The sequence below is a fragment of the Puerhibacterium sp. TATVAM-FAB25 genome (assembly GCF_046535855.1).
GTDB classification, from domain to species: domain Bacteria; phylum Actinomycetota; class Actinomycetes; order Actinomycetales; family Cellulomonadaceae; genus Puerhibacterium; species Puerhibacterium variabilis_A.
On the sequence record NZ_JAXUAK010000003.1, the window covers coordinates 174,452 to 186,787 of the forward strand.

Sequence of the window (12,336 nt, forward strand, 5' to 3'; positions counted from 1 at the left end):
CCCGCGCGATCAGGCCGCCGGGCCGACGGGGCCGAGGAGCCACGCCCGCAGCGCGTCGCGGCACAGCGCCAGCTGCCCCACCGGCACGCGCTCGTCGTCCTTGTGCGCCAGCAGCGGGTCGCCCGGCCCGAAGTTCACGGCCGGGATCCCGAGCTCGGCGAACCGGGCCACGTCGGTCCAGCCGTACTTGGGCTTGGGCCGGCCGCCGGTGACGGCCAGCACGGCCCCGGCGAACTCCAGCGCGAGCGGGTCGTCGAGCCCGGGGCGGGCGCCGCCGGCGGCGTCGGTGATCTCGACGTCGAACCCGTCGAGCACCTCGCGCACGTGCGCCTCGGCCTGCGCCACCGTCAGCGACGGGGCGAACCGGTAGTTCACCGTCACCGTGCACCGGTCGGGGATGACGTTGGCGGCCACCCCGCCGTCGACGAGGACGGCGTTGAGGCTCTCGCGGTAGACCAGGCCGTCGACCTCCACCTCGCGGGGGACGTAGTCCGCCAGCCGCTGCAGCACCGGCGCGGCGGCGTGGATGGCGTTCACGCCGGTCCAGGCGCGCGCCGAGTGCGCCGCGACGCCGCGCGTGGTGACCCGGGCCCGCATCGTGCCGTTGCAGCCGCCCTCGATGCCGGCCGCCGTCGGCTCGCCGAGGATGGCGAGGTCGCCGTGCAGCAGCTCCGGGGCGTTGCGGGACAGGCGGCCCAGCCCGTTGCGCTCGGCCTCCACCTCCTCGTGGTCGTAGAAGACCCAGGTGAGGTCGCTCGCCGGCTCGCGCCCCGGCGCGCCGAGCTCGACGGCGAGCGCCAGCATGACCGCCACGCCGCCCTTCATGTCCACGGTGCCGCGTCCCCACAGCTCGGCGTCCGGGCCCTCGCCCACCAGCCGCGTGGGCAGGTTCGGCGGGTCGGCGAGCGGCACGGTGTCGATGTGCCCGGCGAGCACCACGCGCCGCGACCGGCCCAGGTCGGTGCGCGCGACGACGCAGTCGCCGTCACGGTGCACCGCCAGGTGCGGCTGCGCCCGCAGCACGGCCTCGATCGCGTCGGCCAGCGCCGTCTCGCCGCCGCTGACGGACTCCGCGTCGCACAGCGCCGCGAGCAGGCCGACCAGGTCCGACGCGGGGTCGGCGGCGAGGGCGAGCAGGGCGTCGCCGGTGACGGGCCCTGTCCCGGGACCGGCGGCAGGGACGGGGGCGGGAGCGGGCGTGGACGTCACGCTCACGACCCTATCCGCCGTCGATAGGCTTGCCCGCATGAGCGACACCCGTACCGCCTGGGGCTTCGGCCTGGCCACCGTGACCGACGACGGCACCACCCTCGACACGTGGTACCCGGCGCCCGCCCTCGGCGCCCCGGGCGAGGACGTCCAGGTGCCGGCGGAGCTCGAGCGCCTCGCGGGCCGGGACGCCGTGCGCGACGTCGACGTGCGTGTGGTGCGCACCGTCGTCGACCTCGACGCCGCCCCGGCCGACGCCGCCGACGCCTACCTGCGGCTGCACCTGCTGTCCCACCGCCTGGTCCAGCCCAACAGCGTCAGCCTCGAGGGCATCTTCGGCGTGCTGGCCAACGTCGTGTGGACCGACCACGGCGCGTGCGCCGTCGAGGGGTTCGAGGCCACGCGGCTGCGGCTGCGCGCCGCCACCGGCCGCCCCGTCACCGTCTACGGCGTCGACAAGTTCCCCCGCATGGTCGACTACGTGCTGCCCGCGGGCGTGCGCGTCGCCGACGCCGACCGCGTGCGCCTGGGCGCCCACCTCGCGCCGGGCACCACCGTGATGCACGAGGGGTTCGTCAACTACAACGCCGGCACGCTCGGCGCCTCGATGGTCGAGGGGCGCATCTCGCAGGGCGTCGTGATCGGGGACGGCTCCGACGTCGGCGGCGGCGCCTCGATCATGGGCACGCTCTCGGGCGGCGGCACGGTGATCGTCTCCGTCGGCCGCCGGTCCCTCCTGGGCGCGAACTCCGGCCTCGGCATCCCGCTGGGCGACGACTGCGTCGTCGAGGCGGGCCTGTACCTCACCGCCGGCACCAAGGTCACCGTGCTCGGCTCGGCGACCGACGGCGGCGTCCCGCAGGTGGTCAAGGCCCGCGAGCTCGCCGGCCGCGACGGCCTGCTGTTCCGCCGCAACTCCACCAGCGGCGCGGTCGAGGTCCTGTCGCGCACGGGCGTCGGCGTGGAGCTCAACGCCGCGCTGCACGCGCACTGAGCCCGGTCCCTCGACGCCCCCGAGGACGACCCCCAGCACGCCCGAGGACGCGGTGACCCATCCCCTGCCCGCCCGGAAGCCGGCCCGCCCGGCGCCGGCCCGCACGGCGTCCGCCCGCGCGTCCGCCCGCCGCCGGCGACGCCGGCGGCGGGTGGTGGCCACGGTGGCCACGGTGGCCGTCGCCGCGTTCCTCGGCGCGGTCGGCGCCGGGGTGTGGGTGACGACGCAGCGGCTCGACCTGCTCCCGGCGGCGGAGCGCTGCACCGCGGTGCTGGACGGCACGGACTGGTACCTCTCCCCCGCCCAGGCGGACAACGCCGCGCTGGTGGCCGGGACGGCGGTGCGCCGGGGGCTGCCCGCCCGGGCGGCGACCGTCGGGCTGGCGACGGCGCTGCAGGAGTCCAGGCTCATCAACGTCGCCTACGGCGACCGGGACTCCCTCGGGCTGTTCCAGCAGCGCCCGTCGCAGGGCTGGGGCACCGCCGAGCAGGTCCAGGACCCGGTGCACGCCACGGGCGCGTTCTACGACGCCCTGGTCGAGGTCCCGGGCTACCTCGACCTGCCGGTCACCGAGGCCGCCCAGGCCGTCCAGCGCTCGGCGTTCCCCGACGCGTACGCGCAGCACGAGACGCGCTCGCGCGCCTGGGCCAGCGCGCTGGCCGGGTTCTCCCCCGCGGCGCTGTCGTGCGAGCTGGGCCCGGTCGACACCGCGCGGGCGGCGGACGCCGTGGCGCAGGGCTTCGCCGACCGGGCCGCGCGGGACCTGGGGCTGGCCGCCGGCGACGCCGTGACGCTCGACGTCGCGGGGCCCACCGCCGTCGTGCGCGCCGACGGGCTGCCCGGCGGCGACCCGGGCCGTGCGGCCTGGGCGGTCGCGCACTGGGCGGTCGCCACGGCCGCGGCCACCGACGCCGTGGAGGTGCGGGTGGGCGACCAGATGTGGACGCGGCGCAGCGGGCTCGACGCCGGCCGCGGCGACGGCGCGGCGTGGCGCCCGGTCGACCGGGCCGCGCTCGCGCCCGGCGTCGTGGAGGTGGACCTGCACGCCGCGGGCTGAGCCCCCGACGACGACGGCCCCGCCCCTCCGTGCGGAGGGTCGGGGCCGTCGTCGTCGGTCGTCCGGGGCGGGCGGCTCAGCGCTCCGCGACGGGCACGTAGGACCGCTCGGTGGCCCCGGTGTAGATCTGGCGCGGGCGGCCGATCTTCGTCTTCGGGTCCTTCATCATCTCGCGCCACTGGGCGATCCAGCCGGGCATGCGGCCCAGCGCGAACAGCGGCGTGAACATGCTCGGCGAGAAGCCGATCGCCTTGTAGATCAGGCCCGTGTAGAAGTCGACGTTCGGGTAGAGCTTGCGCTCGACGAAGTAGTCGTCGTTGAGGGCGATCTCCTCGAGCCCGCGGGCGATGTCGAGCAGCTCGTCCTTGGCGCCGAGCTCCTCGAGCACCGCGTCGGCGTGCGTCTTCACGATCGCGGCCCGCGGGTCGTAGGACTTGTAGACCCGGTGGCCGAAGCCCATGAGGCGGACGCCGTCCTCCTTGTTCTTGACCTTCTTCATGAAGGTCTCGACGGAGTCGCCGCCGGAGCGGATGCGCTCGAGCATGGCCAGCACGGCCTCGTTGGCGCCGCCGTGCGACGGGCCGGACAGGGCGTTGACGCCCGCCGAGACCGACGCGTAGAGGTTGGCGTTCGACGACCCGACGATGCGCACCGTGGAGGTCGAGCAGTTCTGCTCGTGGTCGGCGTGCAGGATGAGCAGCTTGTCCATCGCCGCGGAGACCACGGGGTTCGGCTCCCACTGCTCGTAGGGCCGCGAGAACGACATCCGCAGGAAGTCCTCGACGTAGCCGCGCGAGTAGTCCGGGTACAGCAGCGGCTCGTCGTGCTGCGCGCGGTGGACGTACGAGGTGATGGTGCGGACCTTGGCCAGCAGCAGCACGGTCGCGAGGTCGACGGCGTCGTCGTCGTGCGGGTCCAGCGACTCCGGGTAGAACGACGCCAGCGCGTTGACCGCCGAGGCCATGATCGACATCGGGTGCCCGCCGCGCGGGAACGCCGACAGGAACGCGCGGAACTGCTCCGGCACGAGGGTGTGGCGGTTGACGCGGTCCGTGAACGCCTCGAGGGCGGCGGCGTCCGGCAGCGCGCCGTAGATGAGCAGGTAGGCGACCTCGAGGAAGGTCGACTGCTCGGCGAGCTGGTCGATCGGGTAGCCGCGGTAGCGCAGGATGCCCTGGTCGCCGTCGATGTAGGTGATGGACGACTCGCAGGCCGCCGTGTTCATGAAGCCGGGGTCGTAGGTGACGAGGCCCGTCTCCTTGAGCAGGGACGACACGACGATCCCGTCGTTCCCCTCGGTGGCCCCCACGACGGGCAGCGGCCGGGCGGCACCGTCGACGGTGAGCTCGACCCGGGTGTCCGGGGACTGGGAAGTGGTCGTCATGGTGTCCTTCCTGACGGGCGGCGGGCCCGGGTCTGCGCGACCCGCCGCTCTGGTCGTGGCGCACGCCGTCGTCGCGTGCTCGGCCTCGGTGCCGTGGGTTCCTCGGCGTCGGGCGCCGTGGCGTCCGTCGGGGCTGGTGCGCCAGGGCAGCGTCGGCCTGAGGTGAACCTACCCCCGCGGAGCCTCATCGTTCCAATCCGGGTTGTACACCGGACGCTCACATCGTCCCGCCGCACCCGCGGCCACGGCAAGACCTCGGCAGGCGCGGGCCAAGGCTCCACCTGGGGCCGGCCAGCGACGGGTCAGCGGCGGGTCAGCGGCGGTCAGGCGGCGCGGAGCCGGCGGGCCGCCTCGGCGATCGCGTCGTCGGAGGCGGTCAGCGCGATGCGCACGTGACCCGCGCCGGCGTCGCCGTAGAACTCGCCCGGCCCGGCGAGGATGCCCAGGCGCGCGAGGCGCGCGACGAGCTCCCGCGACGTCGGGGTGTCGGCGGGGTCGGCCGGGCGCGCCCAGAGGTACAGCCCCGCCTCGGAGTGGTCCACCGCCCAGCCGGCCTCGACCAGCGCCGCCAGCAGCGCGGCGCGCCGGCGCCCGTAGACCGCGCGCTGGGCCGCCACGTGGCCGTCGTCGTCGAGGGCGGCCCGCATGGCCTCCTGCACCGGCCGCGGCACGATCATGCCCAGGTGCTTGCGCGTGGCCAGCAGGTCGGCGACCAGCGCCGGGTCCCCCGCCACGAACGCCGCGCGGTACCCGGCGAGGTTCGACTGCTTGGACAGCGAGTACGCCACGAGCAGGCCCTCGTGCGAGCCGCCGGTCACCGCGGGGTCCAGGACGCTCGGCACCCGCGGGGAGCCGTCGGGCCCGACCCACCGCTCGGCCCACGGCAGCTGGGCGTAGCACTCGTCGGAGACCACGACGGCGCCGGCGGCGCGCGCCGCCTCGACCACGCGGCGCAGCCGGTCGGCGTCGAGCACCTCACCCGTCGGGTTCGAGGGCGAGTTCACCCACACCAGGCGCACGTCGCCGCGCCCGGCCCACGCCTCCACGTCGTCGGTGGCCAGCGCGGTGGCGCCGGCCAGCCGAGCGCCCACCGCGTACGTCGGGTAGGCCACCGCGGGGTGCACGACGACGTCGCCGGGCCCCAGGCGCAGCAGCGACGGCAGCAGCCCCACGAGCTCCTTGGAGCCGACCGTGGGCACCACCCCGGCCGGGTCCAGGTCGGGCACGCCGCGCCGGCGGGCGAACCAGGCGGCCACTGACTCCCGCAGCGCCGGCGTGCCGTACGTGGCCGGGTAGGCGTGCGCGTCGGACGCCGCGGCGAGCGCGGCGCGCACGACGTCGGGCGTCGGGTCGACGGGCGTGCCGATCGACAGGTCCACCAGGCCGCCGGGGTGGCTGCGGGCGGTGGCGGTGACGTCGGTCAGGGTGTCCCAGGGGTAGGGCAGGTCGCGGAGGTCGGCGAGTCCCATGGACGGCGGCTCAGGCCTGCTGCGGCAGGGCCTCGACCACCGCATGGTCCTTCTCGATCAGGCCCATCTTGGCGGCGCCGCCGGGCGAGCCCAGGTCGTCGAAGAACTCGACGTTCGCGGTGTAGAAGTCCTTCCACTGCTCGGGCACGTCGTCCTCGTAGTAGATGGCCTCCACCGGGCACACCGGCTCGCAGGCGCCGCAGTCGACGCACTCGTCCGGGTGGATGTACAGGGAGCGCTGGCCCTCGTAGATGCAGTCGACCGGACACTCCTCGATGCACGCCTTGTCCTTGACGTCGACGCAGGGCTGGGCGATCACGTAGGTCACGAGGAGAACCTTCCAGTTCACGAGGCTGCACCCGCACGCCGCGTGGGCGTCCGCCCGCGTGAGGCGGCAGGGTCTTGCTGCTCAGAACTCTAGTATCGCCCCGGGCGCGGTGACGGCCGGGCCGCCCCGCCGCGCCCCGGAACCCGCCCCGGAAGGAGCCCGCTGTGAGCGACGACACTGCGCCGTGGCGCCGGCTCGAGCCGGGCGCGCGCGTCGTCGTGCGCCGCCGCCTCGACGCCGCCGAGGCCGCCGCGGCGCGGGCCGCCGGCCGCGGCGCGGTGTGGACCGACGTCATCGGCGTCGTGCTGGCGGTCGACGACGCCGGGCTGCTGCTGCGCACCGACGCCGCCTCCGCGCGCGACAGCACGCAGGTGCAGGTGGCCGGCGCGGCGATCGAGGCGGTCCGGCGGATCCCGCCGCGCCCGCCGCGGCGGGCGGCGCGGGCCCGGGACTGAGCCCGCGGCCCCTCCGGCTCAGGCGAGGTGCACGCCGTCGGCGTCCACGCGGGTGACGACGGCCCCGGCGGCGCAGCGGTCGAGCACCGCGCGCGGCCAGTCCCCGTCGAGGGGCACGAGGTCGTCGGCCGCGCCGGCACTGCTGGTGCCGGGGGCGGTGCCGGGGGCGGAGCCGGTGTCGCTGCCGCCGGCGCGCCGGTCGGAGCGGCGCGGCGCCCCCGCGGCGCGCACCTGGTCGGCCTCGTGGAAGAAGCCGTGCAGGGACGCGTTGGTCTCCAGCGCGGCGACGACGGCCTCGAGGTCGCGCACGGCCTTGCGCAGCGCCGGCGCCACCCAGGCCGCGTTCTCCGTGACCATCGCCTGGGTGCGCGCCGGGTCGGTGAACGCCACCCGCGTGCCGTCCCGGAAGCTGCCCGCCGCCAGGCCCAGGGCGACGTCCCGCACCGGCGCGCCGGCGACCGCGTTGAGCAGCTGCGTGGCCAGCACGTGCGGGACGTGGCTGATCAGCGCCGCCGCCTCGTCGTGCAGCTCGTCGGTGAGCACCGCCGCCGTGCCGCCCAGCCGGCCGGTGACCAGCCGCAGCACGGCGGCGAGGCGGGCCGGGTCCGGCGGCGCGCCGGCCGGCGCGCCGCCGGGTGCTCCCGGTCCGGCCGCGACGGTGACCGCCCACGGCGCGCCGTCCAGCAGCGCCGCGCTCGACGCGTCGAACCCGCTGTGCTCGGTGCCCGCCATGGGGTGCGCCCCGACGTACCGCTCCCCCAGCCCCGCGGCGGCGACCGCCTGGCGCACCGGCCCCTTGACGCTGCCGACGTCGGTGACCGTGACGCCGTGCGGCGCGGCCGCCGCGACCTCCGCCGCCACGGCGCCCATCGCCCGGAGCGGTACGGCCAGCACCACGACGTCGGCCTCGGCCACCGCGCCCGCGACGTCGTCGGCGACCCGCAGGCCGGCGGCCGCGGCGGCGGCCCGGGTGGCGGGGTCGGCGTCGTAGCCGACGACGTCGGCGCCGCGGGCGTGCAGCAGCCGGGCGAGCGAGCCGCCCACCAGGCCCAGGCCCAGCACGGCCACCCGCCCGTCCGGCGACCCCGCCGGGACGTCGTCCCGCCGGTCGCCCCGCCCGGCGCCCGGGTCGCCGGCGGTCACCACAGCAGCCCCGCGGCGCGCGCGCCCGCGTCGTCGGCCGCGCTCACGCTGCCCGAGGGCACGTGGTCGGGCAGCACGCCGTCCAGCCCGCCCTCGCCGGGCTGGGCCGGGTAGGCGCCGAGCGTCTTGAGCGAGTCGCCGGCCGCGAGCAGGTCCGCGAGCAGGCCGCGCGCCTCGGGCGCCCACGGGGCGACGTCGAACGTCACCACGAAGACGTACTGCTGCGCGCGCGCCTTGAGCGGGCGGCTGATGAGGCTGGACATGTTGACGCCGCGCGCGCCGAACGCCGTCGTGATCCGCGCGAGCACCCCCGGGCCGGTGACGACGGGCGTGATCGCCAGCATCGTGCGCCAGTCGCCCGCGTCGCGCGCGAAGCGCGCCTCGCCGCGCCGGGCCAGCACCAGGAACCGCGTGCGCGCGCCCGGCACGTCCTCCACCGCGGTGGCGAGCGTCTCCAGGCCGTAGAGGCGGCCGCACAGGCGCGGCCCGAACGCCACCTGGTGCGCCGTCGCGTCGCGGCACGCGGCGGCGTTCGACGGCGCCGGCACCGGGCGCAGCCCGCGCTCGGTCACGAACCGCGTCACCTGCGCCAGGCCGTGCGGGTGCGCGGTGGCCTCCGTGAGCTCGCCGTGGCCGGGCCGCACGAACGCGTCGAACGAGACGCCGAGCACCACCTCGTCGACGGCCACCACGTCGGGGCTGCCGACGAGCGCGTCCAGCGACGGCACGACGTAGCCCTCGACGGAGCTCTCGATCGCGACGACCCCGCGGTCCACCTCCCCGGACGCGACGGCGTCGTGCACCTGCCCGACGGACTCGCGCGGGACGACGGCGCTGGGCCCGTACCCGGCGCGCTCCGCCCACTCGAGCGCGGCCTGGTGGGTGAAGGTCCCCTCGGGGCCGAGGTAGGCGACGGACCCCGTCATGCGCCCGCCCACCGCGGCGACAGCGCCTGCGGCCCGGGCACGAGGTCGTGGCCGGGCAGCACGGCGAGCGTGCGGTGGGCGATGCCGCGCGCGTCGAGCTCGGCCACCAGCGCGTCCAGCACCTCGACGCGTGGGCAGGAGAAGGACGTGAAGAACACGTGCGGCCCGAGGTCGGACGGGTGCGAGCGCAGGTGCTGCAGGTCGATGCCGGCGTCGGCGATGACGGCGAGCGTGGGCTGCAGGGAGCCGCGGTGGTCGTCGTACGGGCCGAACGCGAGCCACACCTGCGCGGGCCGGTCGAACCGCGGCCAGTCCGGGCGGGACTCCAGCAGGCCGTACCAGACGGGCCGGCGGCCGGCGAGGTGCTCCGAGCCCGGCAGCTCCACCAGGCCGGCCGGCACCCGGTCGCGCTCGACCACGAGCGAGCCGGCCGGCCCGGCGATGGCGACGCGCTCCTCGACCGGCGTGCGCGTGGGCACCAGCCGCGGGCTCACGCCCATGGTGCGCAGCACGTCGCGGCAGTCGCGCAGCCCCGGCTCGTCGATGACGACGGCGCCTCCCGTGGCGTCCGGGCGGCCCACCCACACCCACTGCTGCGGCACGGCGACGGCCGCGGTGAGGATGAGGGACGGGTCGCCCGCGAGCAGCGACTCCTCGAGCCGGGTGGCGGGCTGCTCGGGGTGCCCCAGGTGCACGACGGCGGCCAGGTCGGCGATGCTCGCGACGGTGGCCAGCGTGTCGGTGGCGGTGCCCAGGTCGAGCAGCTCGACGTCGTCGGCGAGGCTCGGCACACTGCCGGCGGAGTGGCCGGCCACGCCCGACCACTCCCCCAGCCGCGCGGCGAGCGCGGCGTGGGCGGAGGACTCGCTCTCGGTGCGTCCCAGCATCAGCCGTCCCCCTCGCAGGTGATGCCGTTGTCCGGCTTGTACGTCCAGGCGAACGACTCGTCCTTGACCATCTCGCCGTCGCGGAACACCTGGCGGAAGTTGGTGATGCGGAACCCGTCGTTGCCCTGCGGGTAGCTCTCGCACTGCGCGCCGCTCTTGGTGACCACGGTGGCGGGCACGACGTTCGTCCTGCCGCTCGCCCAGGTCTTGACCTGGTCGTAGTACTTGGTGCTCCAGACGCGCACGTGCAGCTGCCCGCCGCCCACCCAGGACTGCATGACGGCGCCGTACGGGGTGTCGTTCTTGAACTGCATGTCGATGGAGCCGACGTAGATCGTGGCCTCGCGCCCCGCCGGGTAGCGGGAGAACCAGTAGGAGTGCGGGCGGTGGGTGACGTCCTCGAACCCGGCGAAGAAGCCGGCGTTGTAGGTGGTGGTGGCCATCTGGGACAGGCCGCCGCCGACCGCGTCGGTGTGCACGCCGTTGCTCACCACGCCCGCGGAGTAGTACCCGTTGGACGCGTCGATCGGCGAGAGCGTGTCCAGCAGGGAGAAGGTCTCGCCGGGCTTGACCAGCGTGCCGGTGACGAGCTGGGCCCCGCGCACGAGGTTGCGGGTGCGGACCGGCTCCGACGTCAACGGGGTGGAGAACTCGCTGACCACCTCGGTGACGCCGAGCTTCTCGAGCGCCTCGGCGGTGTTCTCCGGGTCCTGCTGCACGAGCTCCACGGTGGCGTCCCGCTCGTCGCCGAGCGCCGCCTCCTGCACCGCCGCGGCGACGGCCTCGGGCTCGAGCGTGGTGCCCGGCTCGCCGCCGACCACCGTGGGGCGGCCGCCGACGAACTCGAAGTGCGCCTCGTCCGGTGCCGAGAGCAGGTCATCGGTCCGCTCGACGACGGCGTCGACCAGCGCCTCGCCGTCGAACGTCGGCGTGAGCGCGCCGTCGGCGGGCTGGAACGACGCCACGCCCGCGAGCACGTCCGGCGCGAGCTCGGCCTGCTGGTCGCCCGCGTGCACGACGACGGGCCCCGACAGCACGGTCCGCGCCTGCTCGAGCGCCGCGTCGGTCTCCTCCTGGGTGATCTCCGGCGCGACCGCCTCCGTGGGCAGCTCGAACGGGCCGTCCTCGACGAGCCAGCCGTCCGTCAGCACGTCGGCCGCCTCGTCGGTGCGCAGCGCCGCGCCGTCCTGCGCGGGCGTGGCCACCGCCTCGCCGTCCGCGAAGCCCACGGTGCCGTCGACCGGGTCGGTCCGCAGCGCGTCGGCCACGCGCGCGACCGCCGCGTCCAGCTTCGCCTCGTCGACGTCGACGACCGGGTCGCCCTCGTCGGCCCCGGTGAGGTGCGCCCACAGCCGCAGCGGGTCGAGCGAGAACCCGGTCAGGCCGTCGACGGTGGCCTGAGGGTCGAACGACAGGCCCGCGTCCGTGGGGTCCAGGGTGGTCGAGGCGTCGGCCGCGGTGAGCTCGACCGGTTCGGCCGCGCGCGGCCCGAGCTCGTCGGCGAGCAGGGTCTTCGCCTCCGCCGCGGGCAGCCCGCCGACGTCGACGCCCGCCACCTGGGTGCCGCGCGGCACCCGGTCGGAGAACATCCACTGCGCGCCGGCGTAGACGCCCGCGAGCACCACGAGCACCACGGCGGTCCACAGCAGCGCCCGGGGCGCGCGGCTCGGCTGGCCGTCGCCCGCCAGGCCGTCGAGCGGGCTGCCCGGGTCCTGGGGCGGCGTCGAGGACGGGCCCTCGCCCGCGGCGGGGCCGGTCGGCGAGGGCTGCGCGGCGCCGGCGTCGGCGGCGTCGGCGGGCGCGGCGTCGGCGGGGCCCTCGGCGGGGTCCTGACCCGGCTCGCCGGGCCCGGCTCCCCCGGCGGGCTGCGTGGCGACGGGCACCGCGCCCAGCACCGACGTGCGCTGCACGGCCGGGGCCTCGGCCGGCGCCGCGCCCGTGGGGGCGTCGGCGTCCGGCGTCGGGGCGTCGGACGTCGGGGCGTCCGCGCCCACCGCCGGCTCCGCTGCCGGGTCGCCGGCGCCGGTCGCGGGGGTCGCGGCGGCAGCGGCGGCGGGCGCGGGCACGGTGCCGAGGACCACGGGGAGCGCCTGCGTCGGCGCGGCGGTCACCGACGACGTCCGCGGGGCGGACCGGGGCACCTCCGGACGCTCGTAGGCCTTGACCGGCGGCACGTACGGGGTGTCGTCGTCGGCGCCGCCGTCCGCACCGGCGTCCTCGGCACCGTCGTGCGGCGCGGGCGCGCCCACGACGCCCGGGGCAGCGTCGCCGCGCGGGCCGTCGCCGTCCGCCGCCTCGCCCAGCACAGCCTGCCCGTCCGCGGACACGGCGGCGGCCGGCCCCTCGACGTCCGGAGAGGTCGGCGCGGACGCGCTGTCGCGCTCGGTCGGTCTGCCCATGAACTGGCTCCGTGCGGGTTGCGGTGACACCGCGGATGAACTGCGGTTTCGGTCCGGGACGGGCGGGCCGCGCGGCCCACGACGC

11 protein-coding genes are annotated in these 12,336 nt (G+C 76.8%); 3 read left to right on the forward strand and 8 right to left on the reverse strand.

Translation table 11 applies throughout. From position 1 onward, the window contains the following. Positions 1–9: 9 nt before the first annotated feature. Positions 10–1,209, reverse strand: a complete 1,200-nt coding sequence (dapE, locus tag U5M74_RS04850; RefSeq protein ID WP_410906657.1) for a succinyl-diaminopimelate desuccinylase — start codon at positions 1,207–1,209, stop codon at positions 10–12. Between the two features lie 37 nt (positions 1,210–1,246). On the opposite strand from dapE, the gene dapD reads away from it, so the two are divergent. Both dapD and U5M74_RS04860 read left to right on the forward strand, forming a co-directional pair. After that, a complete protein-coding gene (gene dapD, locus U5M74_RS04855; RefSeq protein ID WP_410906659.1) occupies positions 1,247–2,203 on the forward strand; it encodes a 2,3,4,5-tetrahydropyridine-2,6-dicarboxylate N-succinyltransferase in 957 nt (318 codons plus the stop codon). A gap of 52 nt (positions 2,204–2,255) precedes the next feature. Next, the gene (locus U5M74_RS04860) at positions 2,256–3,260 is read left to right on the forward strand and encodes a hypothetical protein (protein ID WP_410906661.1); all 1,005 of its coding nucleotides are present in this window, start codon (positions 2,256–2,258) and stop codon (positions 3,258–3,260) included. A 76-nt stretch (positions 3,261–3,336) separates the two neighbouring features. On the opposite strand, the gene U5M74_RS04865 is transcribed toward U5M74_RS04860, so the two are convergent. The 3 genes from U5M74_RS04865 to fdxA all read right to left on the reverse strand — a co-directional run bounded on the left by U5M74_RS04865 (position 3,337) and on the right by fdxA (position 6,441). Further along, a complete protein-coding gene (locus U5M74_RS04865; protein WP_410906663.1) occupies positions 3,337–4,644 on the reverse strand; it encodes a citrate synthase in 1,308 nt (435 codons plus the stop codon). Positions 4,645–4,967: 323 nt separating this feature from the next. Continuing rightward, positions 4,968–6,113 (reverse strand): succinyldiaminopimelate transaminase, encoded by a 1,146-nt coding sequence (gene dapC / locus U5M74_RS04870; RefSeq protein WP_410906665.1) that lies wholly within the window; start codon positions 6,111–6,113, stop codon positions 4,968–4,970. Between the two features lie 10 nt (positions 6,114–6,123). Next, the gene (gene fdxA, locus U5M74_RS04875; protein ID WP_069984641.1) at positions 6,124–6,441 is read right to left on the reverse strand and encodes a ferredoxin; all 318 of its coding nucleotides are present in this window, start codon (positions 6,439–6,441) and stop codon (positions 6,124–6,126) included. Between the two features lie 164 nt (positions 6,442–6,605). Here fdxA and U5M74_RS04880 point away from each other — a divergent pair, with 164 nt between their 5' ends. Continuing rightward, on the forward strand, positions 6,606–6,896 hold the full coding sequence (locus tag U5M74_RS04880) for a hypothetical protein (protein ID WP_410906668.1): 291 nt from the start codon (positions 6,606–6,608) through the stop codon (positions 6,894–6,896). Between the two features lie 18 nt (positions 6,897–6,914). Here U5M74_RS04880 and U5M74_RS04885 read toward each other — a convergent pair whose 3' ends face one another. The 4 genes from U5M74_RS04885 to U5M74_RS04900 are packed head-to-tail and all read right to left on the reverse strand — an operon-like array spanning position 6,915 to position 12,251. Next, the gene (locus U5M74_RS04885; protein WP_410906670.1) at positions 6,915–8,039 is read right to left on the reverse strand and encodes a prephenate dehydrogenase; all 1,125 of its coding nucleotides are present in this window, start codon (positions 8,037–8,039) and stop codon (positions 6,915–6,917) included. Beyond that, a complete protein-coding gene (locus U5M74_RS04890; protein ID WP_410906672.1) occupies positions 8,036–8,965 on the reverse strand; it encodes a prephenate dehydratase in 930 nt (309 codons plus the stop codon). The genes U5M74_RS04885 and U5M74_RS04890 overlap by 4 nt, the downstream gene beginning before the upstream one ends. Then, the gene (locus U5M74_RS04895) at positions 8,962–9,852 is read right to left on the reverse strand and encodes a hypothetical protein (protein ID WP_410906674.1); all 891 of its coding nucleotides are present in this window, start codon (positions 9,850–9,852) and stop codon (positions 8,962–8,964) included. The genes U5M74_RS04890 and U5M74_RS04895 overlap by 4 nt, the downstream gene beginning before the upstream one ends. Beyond that, the gene (locus tag U5M74_RS04900; protein WP_410906676.1) at positions 9,852–12,251 is read right to left on the reverse strand and encodes a VanW family protein; all 2,400 of its coding nucleotides are present in this window, start codon (positions 12,249–12,251) and stop codon (positions 9,852–9,854) included. The genes U5M74_RS04895 and U5M74_RS04900 overlap by 1 nt, the downstream gene beginning before the upstream one ends. Positions 12,252–12,336: the final 85 nt, after the last annotated feature.